The sequence below is a fragment of the Pseudomonas sp. DC1.2 genome, from assembly GCF_034351645.1.
In the GTDB taxonomy this organism is placed as follows: Bacteria; Pseudomonadota; Gammaproteobacteria; order Pseudomonadales; family Pseudomonadaceae; genus Aquipseudomonas.
Map to the genome: position 1 here is coordinate 1,015,126 of NZ_CP133782.1, position 25,073 is coordinate 1,040,198.

The following is a 25,073-nucleotide window of genomic DNA, read 5'->3' on the forward strand; positions in this document are numbered from 1 at the left end:
TCGTGGAGCACACTCTGTCCCGTTGGTCGGCACTGTAATGTCTGACAGTAGTCAGCTGTGTGGGCCAATGATTCGATGACAGCCAGCAAGGCAGGGACGTTATTTCCAGGCGGGACTCGGCGATGAGACTGCATCATAAAACCCCGACATTGACCCTCATCGATCCGCGTGGCCTTACGATTCGTTCGGTTGATTACTGGCGCGCCGTCGAAGATGTTCCGACTCAAGCACGTATCAACCGCACCCTCCACAATGCCGCAGGCCTGGCGGTAAAACAGTGGGACCCGAGACTCTGGTTGCTACAGGAACAAAATCCGCGGGCGCCCGCCAATAGTACAACGGTGTATTCGCTGTCTGGTCTTGCCGTAGGGTCGCTCCGCGTGGACGCTGGCTTGCAGATCAGTCTTTTCGGCCTGGCCAATGAAATCCTGCAAGGCTGGGACAGTCGTGACGTCCGGCGCGAGGTTGAATACGACAACCTGCTTCGTCCTGTGGCGGTGTTTGAGCACCTTGTTACTGAGCCACGATGGTGTGCAGAGCGCATGGAATATGGGCGTCCCGATCAAGGGGGGGCGGGCCGCAACCACTATGGGCGGTTGATTCGCCAGGATGGGCCCGGTGCAACGGTGTTGTTTGAATCGTATGCGATCACCGGCGAATGCACTAAGCACGTTCAACACTTCACGCTGGAGGCTGTTGCACCGGATTGGCCTGAATCGATAGTGGAACGTCAGAAATGGCTGGAACCTGGTGAGGGCGCTATTTCGGCCTGGCTTTACGGTGCGCGGGGTGATGTGCTGGAAACGGTCGATGCCGGGAAAAACATTCAAGCGTTTGGCTTCACCCTTGATGGCCAGTTACAACACAGTGCCTTGAGCCTGGCAGGCAAACCCGCTTGGCAATTATTGGTCAGTGGGATTGAGTACAACGCAGCGGGGCGGGTTCTGTGCGAAGTGGCAGGCAATGGCGTGCAAACAACCCTTACGTATTGCCCTGAAACCGGTCGCCTGTTGGAGCGAAGGGCACACAGCGAACACACGGGATTGCAGCAGCATTTGTTTTACGCTTATGACCGCATGGGCAATGTGCTGAGCATCGAGGACAAGGCGCTGCCGGTGCGCTACTTCAACAATCAGCGCATCGAGCCCCTCAGTCGTTTTATCTACGACAGCCTTTATCAATTGATCGAGGCGTCTGGCTGGGAGGCGGGCGCTGCAAATCAGGGCCCCGAATCAGTCGGGCGCAACGATCCTGCGGCGCTTAGTAACTACCATCAAACCTATTGTTATGACGCGGGCGGCAACCTGCTGAAACTGACGCATGTCGGGGCGCAAAGTCCGGGGCGTGAACTGAAGGCCGCTCGCTACAGCAACCGCTGCCTGCCGTGGCGCAACGGCGTGCCGCCGACCGAAGACGACATTGACGCGGCTTTCGACGCCAATGGCAATTTACTGATGCTGGATCAGGGACGCTTCACGACGTGGAATCTGCGCAATCAACTGCAATCGGTCAGCCCGGTAGTGCGCAATGGCGGGATCAATGATCGAGAATTTTATCTCTACGACGGAGGCGGTCAGCGAGTGCGCAAGCTTCGCACATCGCAGACAAAGTCCCGCTCTTTGGTGGCTGAAGTGCGTTACCTGCAAGGTCTGGAACTTCGTACCGACAGTGGCACCGCGCAGGTGCTGCACGTCGTTACCGCCCAGGCCGGTCTCAACACCGTTCGGGTGTTGCATTGGGAAAGCGATCCGCCATCCGGCGTCAATGATCAATACCGCTACAACCTGGTCGATCACCTCAATTCCTGCACCCTAGAACTGGCCGACGACGCACGCGTCATCAGCCGGGAAATGTTCTACCCCTTCGGTGAGACCGCGTGGTTTGCCGGCATGAGCCTGATTGGCGTTGATTACAAGACCATTCGGTATTCAGGCAAGGAGAGGGATGCGACAGGACTTTATTATTATGGTTTGAGGTTCTACATACCCTGGTTGCAGCGCTGGGCCAATCCGGATCCGACAGGTCCTGTTGATGGATGGAATCTGTATTGGATGACCCGTAACAATCCGGTCAATTTTGTAGACGATGGTGGCGCCATTTCGCTCAAGGAACAGCCAAACGGGCTATGGGAACCGGTGATTGCGCAGGGTAAAACGCGTGAAGTGCCGGGTGCCAAGCCCGTTGATGCCGGCAAGCCTTTATTTATGGTGCCATTCACGGGCCAGCCGACGGATATCAGGAGTGCATTATCGGTACCGGAGTTTGGTCAAGTGAGTGTCAATACCGACTTGTTGATGTCTACGAAAGTCGCTTATTCGCCACAGGTCCGCTCGCAACTGGTGCAACAAGCGGGAGGTTCCGGCTTTATATTTTCAATGCTGCGTATGACGTATTTCGGTGCGGCCAGGGGCGAATTTAATGCCCTCAAGGTGGTTGATATCGCCGGGGGCGAAATCCCTCAACAATTCAGCGCCGTTTCAGGCTACTGGGCTCCTCAGGGCGGTTACGTGGACATCCCGACTCACCCCAGTGGCTCGGACCCCGAGTTTGTTTTTACACCGGGTTTCAGTGGTTGTTCGCTGACAGTGAATCAGCTCAACGACAATGTGTTGCGTGTGAGGCACGTGGAGGGTGGCAAGGAAGATGCTCAATACAATGAGTTATCCGCTGCTGAACATGGTTTGGGCCTCAGCGCGGCCATGCAGTTCCCGGATTACGGCTTCGACGTTGATGAAAAAAATGAAGTGATTACACAAACGACCGGGTTTGCTTTTATGAGGTACGACCAAAAAATACAGGCATGGAACATTCACTATCAAACCCTCCAGGGTGCAGTGGGTATAGCGACGTATTCGACGGCCAAGCGAAGCTTTTTTAGAGGGGGCAAGTCCACGGTGAACGTGTTCGAAAACACCAAAGTCAGAAACACTATGAGTAAGAAGGTCTTTACCGCTAAAAGGTAAACGAAAAAAGCCCCCGCCCAACCCGCTGCGGATAGGGGACGCAGTGGGCTCGACGAGGGCTTTTTATTTTGCGGAACGCTTACTGCGCGATGGTTTTCACCGACACGCCGCGTTCGATCGGGCTGGAGCGACCGTAGATATCTTCGAACCGCTCGATATCGTCTTCGCCCAAATAGCTGCCCGATTGCACTTCGATGATCTCAAGTGGAATCTTGCCCGGGTTGCGCAAGCGGTGGACCGATGCAATCGGGATGTAGGTCGACTGATTTTCACAGAGCAGGAACACGTTTTCGTCGCAGGTCACTTCGGCCGTGCCGCTGACCACGATCCAGTGTTCGGCACGGTGGTGATGCATTTGCAGCGACAGACACGCGCCCGGCTTGACCGAGATGTGCTTGACCTGGAAGCGCCCGCCCATGTCCACCGAGTCGTAGGAACCCCACGGACGATAGACTTCGCAGTGGTTCTGGGTTTCGCTGCGGCCCTGTTCGTTGAGGGTGTTGACCATCTGCTTCACGCCTTGGACCTTGTCCTTGTGCGCGATCATCATGGCGTCCTTGGTTTCGACCACCACGATATTTTCCAGACCGATCACCGACACCAATTTGCCGTTGCCGTGGATCATGCAGTTTTTGCTGTCCTGGATCACTACGTCGCCCTTGGTGACGTTACCGTTGGCGTCTTTTTCATTCACTTCCCACAGTGACGCCCAGCAACCGACATCGCTCCAGCCAGCAGACAGCGGCACCACGCAGGCGCGCTGGGTTTTTTCCATCACCGAGTAGTCGATGGAGTTGTCCGGGCAGCAGGCGAAGGTGGCTTCGTCGAAGGTGATGGTGTCGGCATCGTGCTCGCTGCGTTCGAGGGTCAGCACACAGGTGTCGTAGATGTCCGGATCGTGTTTCTTCAGTTCTTCGAGGAAACGGCTGGCGCGGAACAGGAACATGCCGCTGTTCCAGAAATAACCACCGGACTCCACGTATTCGGTAGCGCGCTTGACGTCAGGCTTTTCCACAAAATGCGAGACGCGGCTCACGCCTTCGGGCAGCAGTGAATCATTGGCGGACTTGATGTAGCCGTAACCGGTTTCCGGTTTGGTAGCCGGTACGCCGAACAGCACCATTTCACCGTTTTCGGCAGCGACGGTGGCCAGGGCCAGCGCGCGTTGCAGGGCTTTCTGGTCTTCCAGCACGTGGTCGGCCGGCAGTACCAGCATCAACTCGTCGCGACCTTCGTTAACCAGCATCATTGCGGTCAGGGCCACAGCCGGCGCGGTGTTGCGGCCGAAGGGTTCCATCAGAATGCGCTGGGTGTCGAGGTTGCGGGCGCTCAACTGCTCGTTGACGATGAAGCGATGATCTTTGTTGCAGACCACAATCGGCGTGTCCATGCCTTCGAACACCAGGCGTTCCAGGGTTTGCTGGAACAGCGTGTGTTCGCCGGTTAGGGCGAGGAATTGCTTGGGGAATTGCTTACGCGAAAGCGGCCAAAGACGTGAGCCACTACCACCTGACAAGATCACCGGAATCATATTGTTACTCCTTTAAAATCGATTGGTTAGAGCACGAACGTTCTGTCGTTTCACTCTTGTTCTTATTGCGCATCCTGATTGGCGCTTCGCCCCCTTGGGGAAGGGAATGGGCCAATCCAGAAAAATGGTTAGCGTGTCGACACCGGGCGTTTTACCCAGACTGGCGACAGGTTGTTGCCGTTGCCGGTGACGTACAGCACGGCCGCTTCACCGCGCTCGAGGGCTACCGGCTTCACATCGCTGACTTTGGTCGCGCCGTCAAACAGCGCCAGGTTGACTTTCACCGGGTTGATTTCACGCTCGCCACGGCCCTTGGCGGCGACGTTAGGGACCACCTCAGTCTTGCCGTCAGCGGTTTTCAGGGTCAGGGCCTTGTCGCTGAGGTTCTGGACTCGCACCAGGGATTTTTGTTTGTTTTTGAACGGCGGTTCTTCGATCAACTGTGGCGCTCCGCTGGCGTTGTTGACCAGGGTGTAATAGTGATCGCCTGCCAGTCTCACCGGCAGGGTCTGGCTGCCAACCTTGGCGGTGTAATCGCCGCCGGGCATGAAGCTGAAGTCGCTGCTGGCCAGCGGCGCGACATCCGCCAGGCTGGTATTGCCGACGGTGGCGCTGACTTCAGCGTTGCTGGCGTTGTACATCCGTACAAACGACGAACCCTTCGGTGCGGTCGGGCCGTAGAGTGCGGCGTCGCCAGCGAAGGCGGACATCGACAACACGCTCATGCCGGCTACGAGGGCAAAAGTCTTGGCGAGACGGCGAGGTGTAGTAGTGAAAGTCATGGGTGTACCTCTCTTTCAGTTTTGCGCCCGGTCGGGCGTCTCGGATTGAGTGTTTGCAGCTACGTTTTGTTGGCGCGTGCCGGCTTCTTTGAGAGCCGCGACCCACTGCGGGTCGGCGTCACCGATTTCGTTGTTCACCGGCAGATAACGTTCAGGAAATTCCCAGATCAGCACCTGTGGCGGGCTGTTGTTGAAAGCATCGCTTTTCAGGTAACTGAGCATCGGCAGGATCGGGCCGTGGCCGTCTTCGGCGTAATTGACCACGTCGCTGTGCAGCGCCTGCTTCAGCGCACCGACGAAGTTCCAGTTGGGGTTGGCGCTGTAGCTGGTGCCGATCAGGGCCACCGGCACTTGGTTGTTAGCGAACAACGCGTCGTCACCGGCCGGCTGATCGTCAACGGCCACGGTGTTGCGCTTTTGCAGGGGCTCTTGAGCCGGCATCAGGTTTTCGAACAGCGGATCGAGGGGGAGGAACAGTCGCAGGTCGCCTTTGTGGGTGACTTTCTCTGCCGCTTGAGTGACGAAGTTTTGCGGTGGGCCACTGAGCGGGGTTTTCGCGGCAATGGTCTTGGCCAGTTGCTCTGCCGCAATTTGCGCGCCCTCCGGGGTCCAGTGAGTGTCAGTGCGCAGGAACACTTGCTGACCGTTTTGCTTGGCCTGTTGCAGCGGACCGAGCAGATCCGGTGCGGGGATCTTGTCGGCCGCCACGCGGGCGTGGAAATCCTGATAAAGGTTGGCGTGGATGCTCGCCGGTTTCACGTCACCCAGGTGTTCCGGGTACAGGCGAACCTTGGCCGGCACGATGGCCATCACCAGTTTCACGCCTTTGGCTTTCAACGTTTGCCGCACGCCTTCGACGAGTGCGTAGTTGCCTTGCAGGTTCTGCTCTTCGTTGACGATCGGGTTGAACTCTTCATCGCTGTAGAGCCATTGATCACGACCGAGCACCACGCCCGGACGACCTTCGTTGAACAGTTTGAAATCCAGCGCCGCCCAGAGGTTGGTGCCCAGGCGCTTGATCGGAAACTCGGCGTCATAGTGCGTTTCCACGGCTTTGGTCCAGCGACCGTTGAGCACCGTGGTGTCGGCGCTGGTGCTGAAACCGAAAAAGCTGCGTGTGGACCACACACCCAGAACCAACAGCGTCAGCAGGAACAGCGCGATGTAGAGGATGCGTAATGAGCGGGTCATGGTCAGATCCCTCAGAACTGGAAGTAAAGGAACGGCGAGAAGCTTTGCGCCGAGAGTTTGAAAATCGAGGCGATGAACAGCACCAGTACCAGCGTGCGCATCACGTAGCGCGACCCGTCAGCGGTCCAGTAAGCCGGTTGCACGGTGGCTTCAACGCCCACGGTGTAGCCCGGTTGGTGGAGGGCGGCCGGGTTGTCGCCCGGTACGGCTTTGATCATTCCTGGGGTCGCGCTTGCCGGGCCATCAGCCTCCACATTCAGCGCAGTCTTGGTCTTCTCTGGCGGGCGATTGCTGTAGAAATCACGGATGCCGAAGAACGCGAGGGTTATGTAAGCGACGATCAGCGTCGCCACTTGCAGGCCGGTGAGGCTGGCCTGGTTGAGTTCCGACAGCGACCATTCGCTGAAGCTGAACATCGCGCCGTACATGCGTGCTGCGACGTGCAGGTTTTCGGCGCGAAAGATCACCCAGCCCATCACCACCAGCAGGAAGGTCAGCGCCCAGCGGATCGGGTTGATGCTGCGTGGCGAGGTGTTTAGGCCCAAGGCTTTTTCGATGGCCAACCACATGCCGTGCCACGCGCCCCAGACGATGTAAGTGATGTTCGCGCCGTGCCACAGACCGCCGAGCAGCATGGTCAGGAACAGGTTGCGATAGGTCATCAACGTACCTTTGCGGTTCCCTCCGAGGGTGATGTACAGGTAGTCACGCAACCAGGTCGAAAGACTGATGTGCCAGCGCCGCCAGAACTCGGTGATCGACTGGCTGATGTACGGCTGCTTGAAGTTTTCCATGAAGCGGAAACCCATCATCAAGCCCAGGCCGATGGCCATGTCGCTGTAGCCGGAGAAGTCGAAATACAGCTGCGCGGTGTAGGCCAGCGCGCCGAGCCAGGCATCGCCCGTGGTCGGGTTTTGCAGGGCGAAGCAATGGTCAGCCACCACCGCGAGGGTGTCGGCGATGAAGACCTTCTTGATGAAACCCTGCATGAACCGCGTGCAACCCTCAGAGAACTTGTCGAGGGTGTGGGTGCGGTTGTTGAACTGATCGGCGAGGTCGCGGAAACGCAACACCGGGCCGGCAATCAAGTGCGGGAAGATCGCCACGAATGCTGCGAAATCGATCAGGTTGCGCGTGGCCGGTGTGTCGCCACGGTAGACGTCGATGATGTAACTGATGGACTCGAAGATGTAGAACGAGATCCCGATTGGCAACAGCACGTGGGTCAGGATGAACGGCGACAGGCCGACCGAGGTCATCATCGCGTTGATGCTGTCGACGCCAAAATTGGCGTACTTGAAGTAGCCGAGAATGCACAGATCGACGGCCACGCCCAGCAGCAACCAACGCTGGGCCGGTCGGGTCCTGACGCCTGCGGCACCGACTTTGAGGCCGATCCAGTAGTTCCACAGTGTGACGGCGGCGAACAGTGCCAGGAAATCCACACGCCACCAGGCATAGAACACGTAACTGGCGACGAGCAGCAGCAGATTGCGATAGCGAATCCCGCTCAAGTAATACAAGCCGAGAAAGATCGGCAAGAACAAAAACAGGAACACGTTGGATGAAAACACCATCCCGATCTCTCCTTGTTTAACCCACAGTCAAGGGCCAACGGCCCCCCCAAAACCCCCCACTGAAATCTGGAGAGCTACGATCATTCCCACGCGTTGCGTGGGGGTGCCTCAATGGACGCTCTGCGTCCGCTTCGGCCTGTGACGCGGAGCGTCACGGTATGCATTCCCACACGGCGCGTGGGAACGATCAATTACTCAACTGCCTTTGTTGCCTTTTTCGTTGGCCGGGTCGAAGACCTTGGTCAAATCGCCGCCTAACCGGAACGTCTTGAACGGCTGCATCCCGTGCTTCTTCGCCAGCACATCAGGGGCACAGGTGTAGAGGGTGCAGAACGGTTCGAGCCAGGCGAATTTCATGTCCTGTTTCAGGTCGGTCATGTCCTGCTCCTTGCCGTTCTTCTTCTCGAAGATCTCTGGGTCTTTCACCCCGGCCAGCACCCGATCACCCAAACGCTTGAGCGCGCCATTGTTTTCCTGACGCAAATCCACGCCGTTGACCTGGGCGAAACTGGCGATCATCGCCAGCGGCGGCAAGGCGTAGTTGTGGTAGGCGAGGGCGCGTTGCTGGCGCTTGAGTTCGTTGGGCAGGAAGCCGTCGGCGTCGACTTGATTGGCGCCGACTTTGTATTCCTTCACCGCCCAATCGAACAAGTCGCGGCGGTTGGTGGCGATGGACGTGGCCATCACCGACCAAGCGGCCCAGTAGGAGTGGTTGTTGGTTTTATCGAGCGGCAGGTTGTCCCAGTCGCTGATGACCTGATCGGCCAGTTTGTTGAACCACGCTTCGATCACTTGCGACTCTTGCTGGTGGGTCGCCAACGGATGGGAGTCGGAGAACTTCAAGCGGATGTACGCTGACGCCATGCTCCCCAGTGCCCATTTGCGCATTGATTTGCCGGTGTGGTTGAAGTCCTTGGACATCAATGCATCCGCCTTGGCCCAGGCGGTCAGCCAGTTGAGCGTGCAGTCCAATTGTTCCGGACGCCCGTCACGCATGAACTGCATCACCCGTTTGCTGGTGCCGCGTTCCAGTTTGGTGATGTCGGACGTGGTGTCGCGGAAGGCTTTTTCCGATTGCACGTTCAAGGTCGAACGGGCTTTGTCGGAGCCTTCGTATTTGCTGCGAAATTGCAGGGCGCCGGTGTACGGCGTGGGCATCGCATCGCAGCCCTCGCTGTCGTCGTGGGTCTTGAACTTATCCACCGGCGCGAAGTAGCCCTGGGGTGGGCGCAGGGGCGCGGCGGCCTGCGTGGCTCCGGCGAACATTGCCAGGCTCAAAAGCGTGGGCGCCAACAGATTTTTCAGTTTTGGATTACGCATGGCAGACCTCATTGCCCGGCCTGAGCGGTACGTTGCTCAGTGCCTGGGAACACGTTGCGTTTGCAGATTTTCGCTTCGACTTTTTGTGGCGCGGTGCCGGCTTCAGGACCCTGGACTTCGACGGCCAGCAAGTTCTGCGAAGCCCAGTCTTCATCGGTGCGCAACTCAAAGGCGAAACGACCGTCAGTGTCGGAGGTTTCAGGTTTTTCGATCTTGATGTCCTCGTGGCGACCGTTCATGTACCAGAGGGTAGCTTGCAGGGTTTTCACCGAGGTGTCGGCGAACTGGATGTCGACCTGGTGATTGCTGTTTTGCAGGTTCAGGTTTTTGCTGTTGACCAGCAGTTCGTTTTTGCCGGGTTTAATCAGAGTGCTGCCGGTCATCTGTGCTTCCTTACCGTCGCAACCGTTGTCCAGTAGCGCCATCATTTGGCGGTAGATGGTTTCCTGATCGAGGCGATAGAGCGGCGAGAATTCCCAGACCAGAATCTTCGGCGGCTGTTTTTGGAATTCATCGCTGCCCAGGTATTGCAGCATCGAGCCTTCCAGGCCACCGCCGGGGAACGCTACGTTGAGGATGTCAGCACCGATGGCCTCTTCGAGGAAACCGGCGAAGTTGTAATTTTTGCCACTGTGGCTGGTGCCGACGAGGGTGATCTGCGGATTACCGGCGTCACTGAACAGATCGCCATCGGCCGCTTCGCCCTTGGGCTCGGTGGTGAATTGATCCATGTACTGGATCGCATAGCTGGTGCCACAGAGTTGACCGGCCATGTTGTGTAATGTTCCGGTTTTGCCCATGCGACCTGACTTGTGGCTCTCGAATTCGCGCTTGTGGATGTCGGCGAAGGCTGGCATTTGTTTGATTTTTTCGCCGACTATTTTCGCCGTGCGCTGGGCACCATAAGGCGTCCAGTGTTGGTCGCCGCGGAAGTAGAAGTCTTGCGCCGGCAAGGTGTCGGGCAGCGATTCGTTGGTCAGTGGCGACAGGTCCGGCACGGTGTAGCCCATGGCGGCGAAGCGTCCGAGCATGGTGGTGTAGTTCTTCAGCGCCTTTTCGAAATCGTACCGAGCTTTTTCTTCCGGGTTGAGCTTGTTACGGTTTACCAGGCCTCGGGTTGGCTGGTAAACGATCACCAGTTCCACGCCTTTGCTCTTGAACGCGTCGTGCAAGGCTTGCAGGCGTTTGTAGCCGGCCGGCGAGGTGTCGAACTCGGTGCGCAGGTCCTCCTGAGTACGGAACAACCAGTCACCTTGGGCCTGCACCAGCGTCGTGAAGTTCTGCTGGTAGCGGGTGGTGTAGTTTTTCGCGTCGTGGGCCTGCGGGCACAGGTTGCAGCACGGCTCGGCGGCGAAGCTTGGCGCTTTAATTTCATCGTCGGCACGGGCACCGGCGCCGGCGCCGGCCGCGAGAATCCCCGCAGTCAGGGCCGACAGGCTGAGTAATTTGATCAAGTGTGGGTGCATAAAATTATCCTCAGTCCTGCATTTCTGTCTGGCGTTCGACCGGGTCGATCAGCACGGCTTTCTGCTGGCGCACCAGCAGGTCGAGAATTTCATCCTGACGCTCGCCAAGAATTCCGTTGAAGCTGATGCCGCTGGATTTGGTCGGGGCGAGCATCGACACGCGATACAACTCGACGCTCAGCGGCGAGTCGATGGACAGCGGGCCGCTGCCGTTGCCGGCCAGTTCGCCGCCGACCACGATGAGCGATACCTGGGCGTCGAACGGGTCGAGTTCGATGTCACGGTCGGTGTCGCTTAAGTCTTTGATGTGGCCGTAGACGCCGGTCAGGCCGTTGGCCATGGCGAGGTTTTCGTAGAGTCGGATGTTCACGCTGTTACGAATCCGGATGCCGTGGCGTGTGTTGCTGATCACCTTGTTGCCCCACAGCAGGTTGTCGGCACTTTCGTAAAGGGTGATGCCGTCGGTGTGGTTCTTGTAGATCTCGTTGTAGGCGATCAGGTTGTTCACGCTGTTACGGTCGATCACCAGCCCCGAGAGGTGGTTGTCGTAGCTGCGGTTGTTGAAGATGAAACTGTCGTTGACCTCACGGGAAATGATGATCCCGTGCTTCTTCTTGGTCCCGTGAACGGTGTTGTCCGCAATGATCAAACCGTGGGAACGGTCATGGGGGTCGATGCCGTAGACGATGTTGTCTTTGTAGGTGTTGCCCTTGACCACGAAGTCACGGGTTTCGTAGCAGTAGAAGCCGTACCACATGTCCGAGAACTCGGAGCCGACGATCCAGCCCGTCGGCTCAGGACGCTTGAGGACCTTGGCCATGTTTGGCGTGTACTGAGAAATACTCACACCATACGACTTACTGTTGGCGTAGCCGAAACTGGTGATCTTGCTGTTGGCAATGTAGGTCTCGGTGCCGCCCCAGGACAGCAGGAACGGGCGGAATTCCTTCGGCGTCTTGAACAGCGCTGGGCCATTGTTCTTTTCGCTCCACCCGGTGATTTTGGTGTCACGCACAAACAACTGGCCGTCGTTGACCAGGAACGAACCGGCCTCTTGGGACAGGCGCAATTCCTGGGTTTGTTTGTCGATTTCGAGAATGCCTTTGCGCCCGACCACGATTGGCAGCTTGGCCAGGAACACGCCCGGCGAGGTTTCGCTGATGTACTTCGGTTCTTTCCTGGCGAGGTCCTTGAGGTTCAGGTAACCGTCGTCGATGAAAATTGCCTGAGGGATACCGTGCTGACGTACCACCCATTCGGCCATCTTGTTGTCGCCGCCGATGAAGTCCTTCAAGGCGTCTTCCTGCATCATCCGGCGCACGCTGATCTTGCCTGGATGGGTGCGCACGACTTTTGCGGCAATAGCTTCGGCGGTGTAGCCGGACAGGTCTGGCAGTTTCGGTGCGGCCAGCTCTAGCGGCGCGGTCGGCGCGCTGCTGACGGTGTAGGTCTTGGCCTGTTGCAGCTCCTTGGCCATTGTCACGGGTTTGGCTGTCGGTTCGGCAGTGGCGAAGGCGGCCGAGCTGGCCAGCAGCATCGCGCTGGCCAGCAAGGTGATCGAACCTCTCTTCGGATTGTTCATGTCGGGCACTCCCTTCGCGGTTTGCATCAGAAGCGCCAGATCACGTCGATGAACGCGCGGTGCATGTAGGAATCGACCTGTTTGCCATAGGCATCGCCAGGCTTGAACACGCCGCCACGGAACCGCACCAGGGCCGAAGGCTCATCGATGGACTGGCTCAGCGCGGCAGGCAACAGGCCTTGCTTGAAGTATTTGGTGACCACCAAGTCCATTTCCTGGCCGAGGTCTGTCTTGCCATCTTCCAGTGGCAGGGAGGTGCTGGAGAGGATCGCGCCGGTGACGTCGTCGGTGTTGTTCTGCACCGCGTTGATGCCGTTGCTGCCGACTGGCTTGTTGCCGTCCACACGCCAGAACTTGTGGTAGATCAGGCTGGCGTCGTATTCGTCGTTGAGCATCCACGAGCCGAACAGGGTCGCGGTTTGCATGTTGTTCATTTCGCCACGGAACGCTTCGCCAAAACGGTGAACCCGCGAGCGTGTACCGGTGTAAGTCGAGCGATTGCTTTGCAGGCCGTTCTGTTCGTATTCGGCGCTGGCGCGGGCATAGGCAGCACCGACTTGCCATTGCGGATCGAGGCGCAGCCGCACGCCGACATCGGTAGCCCAGCCGTTGAGGTCTTCACCGCGTTTGGCTTCGGTCGGGCGGGTGCCGTCGGCGTTGAGCGCGTTGACCGTGTCGGTGTTGCCGCTCATGCCAGTGATGCTGCCCCAGTAGTTGACGGTGTTGCCGTTTCTCAAACGGTAGGCATCGCTGTCGGCGGTGAGGCCGAGCCAGGTCAGGTCGCCATTCTGTTTCTTGTCCAGCGAGTCGCCGGCTACGCCCGGTTCCGGGTAGTCGAGCTTGCCGTCATCGTGAGCGTGATGACCGCGGATGCCGACCCAATTGCCCGGTGTCCATTGGTACGCCGCATCGGCGTAGGCGTGCAGCCGATCCTTGTCTTTTGGCGCCAGCTCTTTCAGGTCGGTGCGGTATTCGCTGAAGCGTTCGGCGACACCGACGTTGGCGCGCAGCAGGGTGGTGTCGAAGGTCCAGTTCAGGGCCTCGATGTTAGTGTCGCGCCATTGGCCGTCGTCATTGCGCAGGCGTTGGCGACCGAGCTTGAGCATCTCGCCAGGGTACGGCGTGAGGCCGCTGTAGCCGACCCAGAACTCGCGCATGGCCAAGTAGTTTTTCTTCGACGTGCGATCACCGCTGTTGGTGGTCTGGTTGACGTCGTCGGCCTGTTGCAGGGTGTCGGTTTCGATGATGTCGGTGGACGTCACGGCTTGACCCATGGCGTAAGCGCTCCACGCACCGCGTTCGCCGTAGACCCACGGGCGCAGGTCGAGGCCTAGGCCGTTGACGTCGCCGCCCTTGGCGGTGCCGAGGTCAGCGTCATCTTCGGACTGACCGGTGATTTTCACTTCCAGGCCGTAGTTCTTGGCATCGGTCATGGCCGCCAGGGTCGGGCACGACCACAGCAGCGCGAATGTCAGGCCAATACCGGCCTTAACGAAAGGATTGAGCATCATAGGGATTCCTCGCCGTCTTCTTGCAGAGCGTGCATATCCAGCTTGTTCTGGCTCGATGCGCCACGAACGGCCTGTTCTTGTTTCAACAGGCGTTGGGCCTCGGCGAGCTGGGCAGGCGGCAGTTGGGCTTCTAGCGTTGTCGCAAGCTCGGTGGCTTGCGGGGTGTCCTGTGCCTTGGCCAACTGGCTGAAGACGTAAGCGTTGACAGGGTTTGGCTGGGTGCCCTTACCTTGGGAAAACAATTGGGCGATGGCGAAATCGGCGCTGTTCTGGCCGTTGCGCGCAGCGGTCAACAAGTGATCCAGGGCCTTTTGCGAGTAGACCTTGCCCAGGTATCCGCGGCGGTAAATCTGGCCGAGGTAGTAATCGGCGGCGACTTCGCGGCCCACGGCTTTCTGGAAGTGGGCTTCGGCGACCTTGGCGTCGGCCGGCACCCATTTGCCTTCGTAGTAGAGCTTGCCCAGCAACAGTTCGGCACGCGGCTGGTCGGCGGCGCGGCCGTTGTCCAGGTACTTCATCATCGTGTCGACGTCACCGAGTTCCGGGAAGTCGTAGAGCAATTGCGCCAGGCTGACCCAAGACGCTGGATAACCGGGGGCGATGTCTTCGAGTAGCGCCTGTGCGGTCTTCTCGTCTGGCTTGCCCAGGCTCGAGTCGCCCAGAATGCGAGCGACACTGTCCACTCGCTGCGCAGAAACGGTGCCGCGAGTGTGAGCGGCTTGCATCTGCTTGATCAGCGCAGCTTGCTGCTCGGTTTTGCCTTGTTTCTGGTAAACCGTGGCCAGTTCGACGTAGCAGATATCGGTGCTGTTCAACGCGGCTTTGCAGATGGAGTCGACTTCGTCCAGGTGCTGATCGTAAGTGCCTTGGGTGCGGTACAGCAGCACTTGGGCCAGACCCGCCTCTGGTTTGCCTTCGGCGCGCCATTTGCTGATTTGTTGCTGGGCGTTGATGTTCGCGAAGCTGTGCGGGTATTGCAGGTACAGCATGGCCAGCGGGATCAGGGTGTTGCCTTCACCATTGGCCGAGGCCTTTTTCAGCAGGCCTTCGGCTTCGTGGTGCTCGGCTTCGGTTGAGCCGGGTTTGGCCACCAATAAACGGCCCAGTCGAGCCTGAGCCCGAGGCGAAGTGTCGGCGGCAGCGCGGTAAGTGGCTTCGGCCTGTTTGATTTGCGCTGGATCACGGCTATTGACCTGGATATCGGCCAACCCGACTTGCGCCTCGCTATAGCCCAGGTCTGCCAGTTGTTGGTAGTTCTGCGCAGCCAGCGCCGTGTCGCCGCGCTTGAGCGCTTCGTTGGCCAGGCGCTGGTCGGGCAGGCCGGCGCAACCGCTGAGGCTCACGGCCAAAGCAATTGCACAAAATGCATAACCCGTGTGGGAGCTAGCCTGCTCGCGATACCGGCGGCTGGGAGCATCAGGCAGAACGTGCCGGTCGGGCGCGACCTCGGCCCATCGCGAGTAGGCTCGCTCCCACAGGGACTGCGGCGCGGTGAGGATAGTTGGAGTCGTCACAGGCATGTCCTCGACTTAAAGACCGGCAGCCATGGCTTTGTCGATCAGCCAGTTCAGGTTCGGGCCACGATCACTGCTCACTTCCACCGGGCGTCCGGCCAAGTTGGTGTTCAGCGGCTCATCAGGCTTGATCTGGACGCGAATATCGGAGGACAGGTCGGCGCTTTTCAGGCTGGTGCTGCTGACGATTTTGCCGGTGCGGGTCTGTTCTTCGCCGGCGATCTGAAAGCGTACCGGGGTCCCTGGGCGCACGTCGCCGAACTGGCGATAGGCGAAGCGTGCTTCAACATTGGCTTCGCTGTTACGCGGCACCAGTTGGAAGATCACGTCACCTTTGTTGGCGTACTGACCGTCGGCGACCAGTTGCTGGGCCACGGTGCAATCGCACGGCGACGTCAGGGTGCCGGTCATTTGCTTGCCGAACAGTTCTTCAACCTTGGCCGGTTGCAGTTGATCCTCGTCCAGGTGCCCCTTGAGCACATCGAGCATGCTGGTACTGAACGTTGCCAGCGGTGCGCCTTTGGCAGCGACGCCGTCGGCTTTGATCAGGCTTTGCACGGTGCCATCCCGGGGCATGGTGATGTTCATCCCCGGTACGCTGACGATGCCAGCCTGGGCATGGCTGACGAAGTACATGCCGTACACCGACTTGAAAATAAAACCGAACGCCGCGAGGCCGACGAGGAAGATCGCCAGGCTGAACGTCACGGCGCGCAGACGCCCGAACGGGGTCATGCCGTGGCCGCCATCCTTGACCTTGCGCGCCTTGGTGAAGTTGTCGCGCTGTAGCGTTGCCAGCACTTCCCCCATGCTGACGATGTCGCCGGCCAAATGGGAAGTGATCAGGTGACGCAGGGTTGAGATGTCTTGCGGTTCCAGGTTTTGGAACTGGCATCCGGTGCGACCGGTCTGGCGATCGTAGGAGCGGATCTGCAACTCCACATCCATCGCCAGGCCCAGGTTGTCGATGACAAATTGCAGGCGTGCTTTATGCACTTCACCGAGGGTCAGCGCTTTTTGGGTCCCGGCGTTGAAGCACAGGCCACCGGCGGAGAGGTCTTCCACCCGCGCTTCAATGGGCGCGCCAGAGGTCCCGAAAAAGCGCAGTTTGGCCGGAATTTTCACACGGGCGTGTTGGCGCTGGGCTTCGGATTCATGCACTACGTTGGTGTTCACAGCAGTATTCATAGGGGCTATTTCCTGGCTAATTCAATAAGGGGCAGTCAGACCATCAGCAGCAGCACGGCGACAAAAATGCTGCCGGCGGAGAAGGTCATGGTCCGAGACGACCAGGTGTTGAACCAACGTTGAAAGCTGGCGAGATCACGGGTCAATTTGGTGTCTTGTCGGGTCCAGGATTGTTGGTCGAGGCGGAAGAACACGTAGATCTTCACCAGCGCACCGACGATCTGGTTGTAATAGAGAATGGCCGGGTAAGCCGGGCCGATCCGGTGACCGGAGCAGGACAGCAGCAGCGTCAGAATGAGGCGGGTGATGCCGATCCACAGCAGGTAAACCAGGATGAATGCGGTGCCGTATTTGAAGCTGGCGATGATCGCCACGGTCAGGCCCAGCAACGAGGTCCACATCGATACACGCTGGTCGAACAGCACCACCGAGGTGAACAAGCCGAGGCGTTTCATTCCCAGGCCCAGGGCGCGGGAGTTTTGGCGCAGGTTGTTGCCGTACCAGCGGAACATCAGCTTGCGGCTGGCCTTGATGAAGCTCTTTTCGGGCGGGTGTTCCACCGTGTGGATCGCGGCGTCCGGCACGTAGAAAGTGTCATAGCCCAAGCGCATCAGGCTGAACCAGCTCGATTTGTCATCACCGGTAAGGAACTTGAAGCGGCCCAGGCGCCAGTGTTGCAGCGAGTCGCTTTCCACGTCAGCGATGAAATCCGGGTCGGTAACCACGCTGGCGCGAAACACTGACATGCGCCCGGTCATGGTCAGGACGCGTTTTGACAAGGCCATCGAACACATGTTGATGTGGCGCTGGGCGAAACGCAGCTTGTGCCATTCGCTCATGATGTAGCCGCCGCGTACTTCGCAGAATTCGTTGGTGGTGAGGCCGCCGACATTGCCGAACAGCTGGAACCACGGCACGGTCTTGAGCACAACGCCTTCAGCCAGCACGGTGTCGCCATCAATCACCGCCACCACGGCGCGGTCGTCCGGCAGGTGGCGGGAAATGGCGCGAAAACCATAGGCCAGGCCATCGCGTTTACCAGTGCCCGGAATGCGCACGAAATCGAGCTTGACCCGGTCCGGCGGATTCATCCGCGCCCACAGGCTTTTCACCAGCAGCTCATCGGACATTTCGACGATGGAGCAGACCATGGTGGCGGGCAGGCCACAGTCGATGGCTTCGCGAATCACCGAGCTGTAGACCTGGGCGGTGGTCAGGGCGTCGATGCGAAAACTGGTGACCATCAGATACACATGGGACGGGTCTGCCGCGTTGCCCAGCTTGCGCACTTTGCGCCGCAGGTGTGGGTAGACCACGTACAGAAACAGCATGCCGCGCAGGAAATGCGTAGCGCCCATCGAGTAACGCCAGATCCCGATGAAGCCGATCAGGAAGATAAAGTCCTTCGACTCGGAGTCGAACGTCGTGGCAGGCAACACCATGGCGATGCCCATCAATAAACTGAGGTAAAACAGCCAACCGGCGGCCTGAAGTAGGCCGTGCTTTAGCCTGTGCATAATCTGCATCCGTCTCGATCTCGGGCGAGCCTTTCAGGTGGCCCGATGGGGTTAAGGCAGGCGAAAGACCGGTCGGGCTACCAGAAAGGCTTACCCGACCGGAAAACTGACTTACCAGCAGATGCCTTCGGTCCGGCCACTCACGCTGGTGGCTTTGGACATGAAACCGACCAGGTCAACCACTTGCTTACCGTGTGGCGCTTGTTCCGCCAGCGCACGGAACTTCTCGTCACGGTTGCCCAGGATGATGACGTCGGAGTTGTTGATGACTTCGTCGAAGTCGGCATTGAGCAGCGACGAAACGTGCGGAATTTTCGACTCGATGTAATCGCGGTTTGCGCCGTGAACGCGGGCATATTCGACGTTGCTGTCGTAGATGCTCAGGTCGTAACCCTTGCCGATCAGCATTTCTGCCAGATCCACCAGCGGGCTTTCACGCAGGTCGTCGGTGCCGGCCTTGAAGCTCAGGCCCAGGAGGGCGACTTTACGTTTGTCGTGGCTTTCGACGATGTCGAAGGCGTTCTGCACTTGCGACACGTTGCTGCGCATCAGCGAGTTAAGCAGCGGCGCATCAACGTCAAGGGAGCCTGCGCGGAAGGTCAGGGCGCGAACGTCCTTGGGCAGGCACGAGCCGCCGAAGGCGAAGCCCGGACGCATGTAGTACTGCGACAGGTTCAGGGTTTTGTCCTGGCAGACCACTTCCATCACTTCGCGACCATCAACGCCGACAGCCTTGGCGATGTTGCCGATCTCGTTGGCGAAGGTCACCTTGGTGGCGTGCCACACGTTGCAGGTGTACTTGATCATTTCGGCGACCGCGATGTCCTTGCGGATGATCGGCGCGTCGAGTTCTTCGTACAGCGCTTGCAGCACGTCGCCACTGGCGGTGTCGAACTCGCCGATGACGGTCATCGGTGGCAAATCGTAGTCGGCAATCGCGGTGCTTTCACGCAGGAATTCAGGGTTGACCGCCACGCCGAAGTCGACGCCGGCCTTCTTGCCGGAGCAGTCTTCGAGAATCGGGATCACGACGTTGGCGACGGTGCCCGGCAGCACGGTGCTGCGAACCACGATGGTGTGGCGGGAAGTCTTGTCACGCAGGACAAAACCGATCTCGCGGCACACGGCTTCGATGTAGTTCAGTTCCAGATCGCCGTTCTTTTTGCTCGGTGTACCGACGCAGATCATCGACACGTCGGTGTCGCGAATCGCTTCTGCGAAGTGGGTGGTACCGCGCAGACGACCGGTCTCGATTCCCTTGGCCAAAAGCTCGCCGAGACCCGGTTCAACGATCGGCGATTTACCAGCGTTGATCATATCGATCTTGTCTTTGGCCACATCAACGCCGATGACGTCATGGCCACGTGCAGACAAGCAACCGGCACAGACTGCACCGACGTAACCCAAACCAAATATGCTGATGCGCATCGTATTTACCTCTGTATTTATCAAGCCATTAAATGGCTGGAGTTAAGGGTGTGCCGCGGGCCGAAGTTCACTCGCAAGTGTGCCTTACAGCCGAAAAAGTGCCGTGTGCAGGCAAGCTAAGTGTTGAGTGTCTAAGTAATGCACTCAAGGTGTGCGCAACGAGGCCTTGTTGTTATGACATGCCCTGTTATGCGGCCGATTCTCTGTTCTGAAGAAGCAGATACACAGACGGTTCGTACTCGATCCCCAGTATTTAGCCAGTAAAATCAAGCATTTCAATACTCAGATGAGCATTTTTATAGGGGCGCAGCCTTGGCCTTTTAGGGGATATCAATGGTGCCTATCTCCTGTCCTTTGGGTGTTTTGCAGATAAGTGCTCAACCGGTAGAAGTTAATATGACAACTTCGCTAGATGAGTCTCTTGTCTGTGTAAGTTATCTCGTACAAGCGCGTTGAGAATCGTTACCGGTGGTATGAGCGGTGCATTTGGACATAGTTCCAGTCCGCTCATCACGATTTTTGAAAATGATTGAAATATTGATAAAGATGGCACTGCTTTCATATTGATAGCACTTTCGATTTGGCCCTTTGTTAATGGGCTAGTTACCGAGTTGGATGGTTAAGTGCCACTACTGAAAAAAAGATTGAGTGCCACTACTGAAAAAAATGACGACTGTCGAGTGAAAGAAAATTTATAAAACAGCGTGATGATTTTTTGGCGCCAAACAAATGGCGATAGAAGAGGGTTGTTGGACGATCAGAGGGCGGCGCACGACGGTGTTTGAAGTCGTGCGCCGAAGCAGGAGGGAGGTGTTATTCGGGAGCGTGATCGCGCAAAAATACAAGGTTGTCCACTTTTGAGTGTTCGGCGCTGTAGCGATAACCCTGGACATCGAATTGCTTGAGCGCTGCCGGGTCGTTGATGCGCTCCTCGATCACGAAGCGGCTCATCATTCCGCGTGCTTTTTTTGCATAGAAACTGATGATTTTGTACTGACCGTTTTTCAGGTCCTTGAACTCGGTATTGATGATGCGTGCGTTCAGTGCGCTACGTTTGACTGACGAGAAATACTCGTTGGACGCCAGGTTCAGTAGCAGGTCGTCACCTTGATCGGCCAGAGCCTCGTTCAGCCATTCGCTGATTCGTGTGCCCCAAAAGGCATAGAGGTCCTTGCCACGGGCGTTGGCCAGTTTGGTGCCCATCTCCAGCCGATACGGCTGCATCAGGTCCAGAGGACGCAGCAGGCCGTACAGGCCGGACAGCATGCGCAAATGCCGTTGGGCGTAATCGAAATCGGCTTCGCTGAAGGTTTGTGCGTTCAGGCCGGTATAAACGTCGCCCTTGAACGCCAGCAACGCCTGTTTGGCGTTGTCCGGGGTGAAGGCCGGGGTCCAACTGCCGAAACGTGCGGCGTTGAGGCCGCCGATCTTGTCGGAGACGTGCATCAATTGGCTGATCTGCGCCGGTGTCAGTTCGCGCAATTGCGAGATCAGCTCCTGGGAGTGATCCAGATACTGTGGCTGAGTGAAGCGTTGGGTCGCCGGCGGTGTTTCGTAATCGAGGGTCTTGGCGGGTGAAATCACCATCAGCATGAAGTCGTCTCCTTTAATCGTGCGGCGATTCTAGGGGGTTGTCTGCGCTGACTCCAGCTATCAAGGCCATAGGTGATCGGTGGTTTGCACAGATGAGGCTGACCACGCAGGGGCGGGGAACGATCATGTGCGTCGCTATCAGCTATAGTGCCGCGCGGGTTTTGTTATGGAGACATCCCATTGCGTATCGTTTTTCTATTGGCCGCTTGGCTGCTGAGCGTCGGTGCCCTGGCGGGGCCCGCTGATTTGGCGACGCTGGATCGCAGCACCTGGCCCGAACACTTGACCAGCCCGACGCTGTTCGACGTAGCGTCTCGCGCCGAGATCCTCATGTTCTCCCGGGTGCTCCTGGCCAGTGAGTCGCTCGATGAAGCGGCGCTGGCCCAGCGCCTTGGGCTGCGTACCATCAACCTGGAGTCGGTCAACAACCTGCGCCAGCGTTTGTGGCAGCGGCTGCTGGCCAATTACAACTTCGCCCAGCAGAGCTGTGATCAGGACGCGTCTTTTTGTTTCCTGGTCGAAGACTTGCCGACGCTCCGAGAGCAGGCGGCGAAATTTCAGGTCAGCGACGAGAGCTACTACATCAAGTGGGCCGAGCCGAGCCGACTGTTCCACGCTCAATACCTGGACGAGCAGTTGCGCAAGGCTGCGCTGTTTCCGCAAACCAGCAGCGAAATCGATCGTTTTGGTGACTACGAGCGCAACGGCGATGAGATGAACGACCGGCTGTTCCTGTTGACCTTCGACAGTGCGGCCAACGCCAGTCCGGACAATACCGGGTGGGTGGCCGATTACCTGCGCAAGTCGAACATGAGTGGCACCTTTTTCGTCCTGGGCAAGGACATCCAGACTCGACTGGCTGAGCGTTCGGTCGCCAGCCTGCAAGCAACCTATTCCGGGCAGTGCATCGGTGTGCAAGGCTGGGAGTTTCGCTCGCACAGTCACTGGCAAGACTGGCAGGACTCGGTGCGGCGCAGCGTCGAGCTGGTGAAAAGCAAGCTGCCAGAGAATTACGTGCCGCTGTTCCGTCCGCCCGACGGCCAGCGGCGGGCCGATGCCGAGGACTTCTTCACGTCTCAGGGCTTGCAGGTCGCGTTGTGGGACATCGATGCGCAGGACGGTGCCGGCAAGCTCAAGGCCCGCCAGAGCGCGCAACGGGTATTGACCCTGATGTTGTTGTGGCGCCACGGGGTGATTAATTTCAATGTGAAGCAGGACGGGGTCAAGACGGAGATGCCTTGGCTGATCACGCAAACGGCGCAAAGCGGGATCGGATGGGAAGACTGTCAGGACGCATTTCGCTGAATACAGCTAAAGCCTGTAAACGTTGGAGAAGAGGGCGAGGCGGGGCGTTTTTTGAGCGGGTTGCGGTGCTGGCGGACTTCCGACTTTAACGGCACTGTGCCTGCACGCCAAGGGCTATTCGTCACTCTGAAAAATAAACTTCAAAAAAACGTCAAAGTGCTTTTTTCTGTCACGGGTTTAGGAGTATTACGAAGACAGACCGCCGAAACCTGCAACACAGGTGGCGTCTTCCAAGACTCCGCTATGGATGCAGTTCACTTGATTCTCCGCAGGTGAATTCGGTGGCCACTTCGCGGCGCAGCACTGTCAAGGTGTTGCGTCGACTGGCTCCCACAAAGGTGACCGAGTATGGATGATCACGGACGTAGCCCTTCTTCCAATCTGCCTATCCTATATGTACTCGATACCAACGTACTGATTCACGATCCAAATGCCCTGCTTAACTTTGAAGAGCACCACGTTGCGATCCCGATGACCGTGCTTGAGGAGTTAGACAAACTCAAGAGCGGGCATCACAGCGTTGCAGCCGAGTGCCGTCAGGCGATTCGCCTGATCGACAAGACCTTGGGCGATGCCAGCCCGGAAGACGTCGAACTCGGTGTGCCAATCCAGCGCGGCAAGAGTGGGCCCAAGGGCTTGCTGTCAATTCTGATGAGCAAGCGTGCCGAGCCGAATATCATTCTGCCCGAGCATCTGAACGACAACATCATCATCAACCAGTTGATCGACCTGCACGCGCGCGACAAGGAATTGCGTTTGGTGCTGGTGACCAAAGACATCAACATGCGCCTCAAGGCTCGGGCATGCGGGATTGCAGCCGAGGACTACAGCACCGACCAATTGGTCGATGACGTATCGCTGCTGCCCAACGGATACCACAACATGACGGGCTCGTTCTGGGACCGTGTAAGCAAGGTCGAAACCCGCCAGGACCATGGTCGAACTTGGCACCAGGTGCAATTGATCGACAATCTGCCGGCGGTGCATGTCAACGAGTTCATTATCGACGAGCAGGGGTTTGTGGGTTGGATCAAAGAGATTCAGGTCGACAAACTGTTGATCCTCGACCTGCATCAGGAGCCCCTGTTGCACCAGGAAGCCTGGGGCCTGAAACCGCGTGACATTTATCAGAGCCTGGCGCTGTATGCCTTGCTCGATCCAGACATTCATCTGGTCAACCTGACCGGTGCGGCCGGCTCGGGTAAAACCATTCTGGCGCTGGCGGCGGCGATTGAGCAAACGATGGTCAGCAAGCGTTACCGGCGCATCATCGCAACCCGCAGCGTACAAGGCCTGGACCAGGAGATCGGCTTTCTACCCGGCACTGAAGCGGAAAAAATGGAGCCTTGGCTGGGCGCCATTACCGACAACCTGGAAGCCTTGCACATGGATGACGAAAACACCCATGGCAGTGTCGATTACATCCTCAGCAAAGTGCCGTTGCAGTTCAAATCCCTCAACTACATTCGGGGTCGCAGCTTCCAGCAGAGTCTGATTTTGATCGACGAGTGCCAAAACCTGACGCCGCACCAGATGAAAACCATCATCACCCGTGCCGGCGCCGGTTCCAAGGTGGTGTGCCTGGGTAACCTGGCGCAGATCGATACCCCTTACCTGTCCGCGACCAGCTCGGGACTGACGTACCTTACTGAACGCTTTAAAGACTTCCCTAACGGTGTACACATCACCCTGCAAGGGGTGCCTCGCTCGATTCTGGCTGAATACGCTGAATCGCATTTGTAATCGCTTCACCAGAACCGGGCGGCCTAATAGGCGCCCGGTTTTTTGTGCCCGGCACAAATTCCACAGCCCGTGTGAGGAGTCGACAATCAAACGTGCGGAAATTTGACTCACGGGTTTACAATCGTCGCTCTTGATCAGGAGTAACCCTGTGCTGACTCATCTCGATTCTCAAGGTCGCGCCAATATGGTCGACGTCACCGAAAAAGCGGTCACGTTCCGTGAAGCGACGGCCCAAGCGCTGGTGCGCATGCTGCCTGGTACCCTGCAAATGATCGTCAGTGGCGGTCACCCCAAGGGTGATGTCTTCGCCGTGGCGCGGATCGCCGGTATTCAGGCGGCGAAGAAAACCAGTGATCTTATTCCTCTCTGTCACCCGCTCATGCTCACCGGCGTTAAAGTCGAACTCAGCGCCGAAGGCGACGACACCGTGCGCATCGTCGCGCGCTGCAAGTTGTCCGGGCAGACCGGCGTCGAAATGGAAGCCTTGACGGCCGCCAGTGTTGCGGCGCTGACCATCTATGACATGTGCAAGGCTGTGGATCGCGGCATGACCATCGAGAGCGTGCGGCTGCTGGAAAAGGTCGGCGGCAAGAGCGGTCATTTTCAGGCCGATCTGTCATGAAGGTGACGGTGAAATTTTTCGCCCGTTACCGTGAAGCGTTGGGCGTGGACTCGCTCAAGGTCGAAGGCGATTTCGTTACGGTCGACGATGTGCGTGCAGTGCTCGCCCAGCGCGACGGTGCCGAGGTGCTGACCGAGCAGAACCTGATGTGTGCACGCAACGAAGACTTGTGCCAGCTTGATGAGGCGGTGGTCGATGGCGATGAAGTTGCCTTCTTTCCCACCGTGACCGGAGGCTGAT

General features: G+C 58.1%; 18 protein-coding genes. 5 read left to right on the forward strand and 13 right to left on the reverse strand.

Going from position 1 to position 25,073, the window contains the following annotated elements; translation table 11 throughout:
* The first annotated feature begins 122 nt into the window (after window positions 1-122).
* Entirely contained in the window at window positions 123-2,963 is a 2,841-nt protein-coding gene (locus tag RHM68_RS04485; protein WP_322220725.1) for an RHS repeat-associated core domain-containing protein, read from the forward strand.
* Window positions 2,964-3,042: 79 nt separating this feature from the next.
* On the opposite strand, the gene RHM68_RS04490 is transcribed toward RHM68_RS04485, so the two are convergent.
* The 13 genes from RHM68_RS04490 to yaaA form a co-directional block, all read right to left on the reverse strand.
* A complete protein-coding gene (locus tag RHM68_RS04490) occupies window positions 3,043-4,494 on the reverse strand; it encodes a mannose-1-phosphate guanylyltransferase/mannose-6-phosphate isomerase (RefSeq protein WP_322220726.1) in 1,452 nt (483 codons plus the stop codon).
* A 128-nt stretch (window positions 4,495-4,622) separates the two neighbouring features.
* Window positions 4,623-5,276 (reverse strand): alginate O-acetyltransferase AlgF, encoded by a 654-nt coding sequence (locus RHM68_RS04495; protein ID WP_322220727.1) that lies wholly within the window; start codon window positions 5,274-5,276, stop codon window positions 4,623-4,625.
* 15 nt (window positions 5,277-5,291) lie between these two features.
* Window positions 5,292-6,467: an alginate O-acetyltransferase gene (locus RHM68_RS04500; protein ID WP_322220728.1), complete on the reverse strand. Its 1,176-nt coding sequence runs from the start codon at window positions 6,465-6,467 to the stop codon at window positions 5,292-5,294.
* A gap of 11 nt (window positions 6,468-6,478) precedes the next feature.
* Window positions 6,479-8,044 (reverse strand): MBOAT family protein, encoded by a 1,566-nt coding sequence (locus RHM68_RS04505; RefSeq protein ID WP_322220729.1) that lies wholly within the window; start codon window positions 8,042-8,044, stop codon window positions 6,479-6,481.
* A 195-nt stretch (window positions 8,045-8,239) separates the two neighbouring features.
* Window positions 8,240-9,364 carry a mannuronate-specific alginate lyase gene (locus RHM68_RS04510; protein WP_322220730.1) on the reverse strand — a complete coding sequence of 375 codons (1,125 nt, stop codon included), beginning with the start codon at window positions 9,362-9,364 and terminating at the stop codon, window positions 8,240-8,242.
* Between the two features lie 8 nt (window positions 9,365-9,372).
* The gene (locus RHM68_RS04515; RefSeq protein WP_322220731.1) at window positions 9,373-10,830 is read right to left on the reverse strand and encodes an alginate O-acetyltransferase; all 1,458 of its coding nucleotides are present in this window, start codon (window positions 10,828-10,830) and stop codon (window positions 9,373-9,375) included.
* Window positions 10,831-10,840: 10 nt separating this feature from the next.
* Window positions 10,841-12,412 carry a mannuronan 5-epimerase AlgG gene (algG, locus tag RHM68_RS04520; RefSeq protein ID WP_322220732.1) on the reverse strand — a complete coding sequence of 524 codons (1,572 nt, stop codon included), beginning with the start codon at window positions 12,410-12,412 and terminating at the stop codon, window positions 10,841-10,843.
* Between the two features lie 26 nt (window positions 12,413-12,438).
* Window positions 12,439-13,923: an alginate export family protein gene (locus tag RHM68_RS04525; RefSeq protein ID WP_322220733.1), complete on the reverse strand. Its 1,485-nt coding sequence runs from the start codon at window positions 13,921-13,923 to the stop codon at window positions 12,439-12,441.
* Window positions 13,920-15,437, reverse strand: a complete 1,518-nt coding sequence (gene algK / locus RHM68_RS04530; protein WP_322220734.1) for an alginate biosynthesis TPR repeat lipoprotein AlgK — start codon at window positions 15,435-15,437, stop codon at window positions 13,920-13,922. Before algK ends, RHM68_RS04525 begins: the two co-directional genes overlap by 4 nt.
* Before the next feature lie 15 nt (window positions 15,438-15,452).
* Window positions 15,453-16,625 carry an alginate biosynthesis protein Alg44 gene (locus RHM68_RS04535; protein ID WP_322220735.1) on the reverse strand — a complete coding sequence of 391 codons (1,173 nt, stop codon included), beginning with the start codon at window positions 16,623-16,625 and terminating at the stop codon, window positions 15,453-15,455.
* A gap of 35 nt (window positions 16,626-16,660) precedes the next feature.
* Complete coding sequence (gene alg8, locus RHM68_RS04540) at window positions 16,661-18,142, reverse strand: mannuronan synthase (RefSeq protein ID WP_416195223.1); 1,482 nt, start codon at window positions 18,140-18,142, stop codon at window positions 16,661-16,663.
* A 111-nt stretch (window positions 18,143-18,253) separates the two neighbouring features.
* On the reverse strand, window positions 18,254-19,570 hold the full coding sequence (locus RHM68_RS04545; protein ID WP_322220736.1) for a nucleotide sugar dehydrogenase: 1,317 nt from the start codon (window positions 19,568-19,570) through the stop codon (window positions 18,254-18,256).
* Window positions 19,571-20,383: 813 nt separating this feature from the next.
* Window positions 20,384-21,163 carry a peroxide stress protein YaaA gene (yaaA, locus tag RHM68_RS04550; RefSeq protein ID WP_322220737.1) on the reverse strand — a complete coding sequence of 260 codons (780 nt, stop codon included), beginning with the start codon at window positions 21,161-21,163 and terminating at the stop codon, window positions 20,384-20,386.
* A gap of 180 nt (window positions 21,164-21,343) precedes the next feature.
* Between yaaA and RHM68_RS04555 the strand changes: the two genes are divergently transcribed.
* The 4 genes from RHM68_RS04555 to RHM68_RS04570 all read left to right on the forward strand — a co-directional run bounded on the left by RHM68_RS04555 (window position 21,344) and on the right by RHM68_RS04570 (window position 25,072).
* Entirely contained in the window at window positions 21,344-22,468 is a 1,125-nt protein-coding gene (locus tag RHM68_RS04555; protein ID WP_322220738.1) for a polysaccharide deacetylase family protein, read from the forward strand.
* A gap of 348 nt (window positions 22,469-22,816) precedes the next feature.
* The gene (locus RHM68_RS04560) at window positions 22,817-24,211 is read left to right on the forward strand and encodes a PhoH family protein (protein WP_322220739.1); all 1,395 of its coding nucleotides are present in this window, start codon (window positions 22,817-22,819) and stop codon (window positions 24,209-24,211) included.
* 148 nt (window positions 24,212-24,359) lie between these two features.
* Window positions 24,360-24,833 carry a cyclic pyranopterin monophosphate synthase MoaC gene (moaC, locus tag RHM68_RS04565; protein ID WP_322220740.1) on the forward strand — a complete coding sequence of 158 codons (474 nt, stop codon included), beginning with the start codon at window positions 24,360-24,362 and terminating at the stop codon, window positions 24,831-24,833.
* Window positions 24,830-25,072: a MoaD/ThiS family protein gene (locus tag RHM68_RS04570; protein ID WP_322220741.1), complete on the forward strand. Its 243-nt coding sequence runs from the start codon at window positions 24,830-24,832 to the stop codon at window positions 25,070-25,072. Before moaC ends, RHM68_RS04570 begins: the two co-directional genes overlap by 4 nt.
* Window position 25,073 lies beyond the last annotated feature (1 nt).

Coding starts and splice junctions, on each gene's coding strand:
- RHM68_RS04485 (WP_322220725.1), top strand. CDS start 123: ATGAGACTGCATCATAAAACCCCGACATTGACCCTCATCGATCCGCGT.
- RHM68_RS04490 (WP_322220726.1), bottom strand. CDS start 4,494: ATGATTCCGGTGATCTTGTCAGGTGGTAGTGGCTCACGTCTTTGGCCG.
- RHM68_RS04495 (WP_322220727.1), bottom strand. CDS start 5,276: ATGACTTTCACTACTACACCTCGCCGTCTCGCCAAGACTTTTGCCCTC.
- RHM68_RS04500 (WP_322220728.1), bottom strand. CDS start 6,467: ATGACCCGCTCATTACGCATCCTCTACATCGCGCTGTTCCTGCTGACG.
- RHM68_RS04505 (WP_322220729.1), bottom strand. CDS start 8,044: ATGGTGTTTTCATCCAACGTGTTCCTGTTTTTGTTCTTGCCGATCTTT.
- RHM68_RS04510 (WP_322220730.1), bottom strand. CDS start 9,364: ATGCGTAATCCAAAACTGAAAAATCTGTTGGCGCCCACGCTTTTGAGC.
- RHM68_RS04515 (WP_322220731.1), bottom strand. CDS start 10,830: ATGCACCCACACTTGATCAAATTACTCAGCCTGTCGGCCCTGACTGCG.
- algG (WP_322220732.1), bottom strand. CDS start 12,412: ATGAACAATCCGAAGAGAGGTTCGATCACCTTGCTGGCCAGCGCGATG.
- RHM68_RS04525 (WP_322220733.1), bottom strand. CDS start 13,923: ATGATGCTCAATCCTTTCGTTAAGGCCGGTATTGGCCTGACATTCGCG.
- RHM68_RS04535 (WP_322220735.1), bottom strand. CDS start 16,625: ATGAATACTGCTGTGAACACCAACGTAGTGCATGAATCCGAAGCCCAG.
- alg8 (WP_416195223.1), bottom strand. CDS start 18,142: ATGCACAGGCTAAAGCACGGCCTACTTCAGGCCGCCGGTTGGCTGTTT.
- RHM68_RS04545 (WP_322220736.1), bottom strand. CDS start 19,570: ATGCGCATCAGCATATTTGGTTTGGGTTACGTCGGTGCAGTCTGTGCC.
- yaaA (WP_322220737.1), bottom strand. CDS start 21,163: ATGCTGATGGTGATTTCACCCGCCAAGACCCTCGATTACGAAACACCG.
- RHM68_RS04560 (WP_322220739.1), top strand. CDS start 22,817: ATGGATGATCACGGACGTAGCCCTTCTTCCAATCTGCCTATCCTATAT.
- RHM68_RS04570 (WP_322220741.1), top strand. CDS start 24,830: ATGAAGGTGACGGTGAAATTTTTCGCCCGTTACCGTGAAGCGTTGGGC.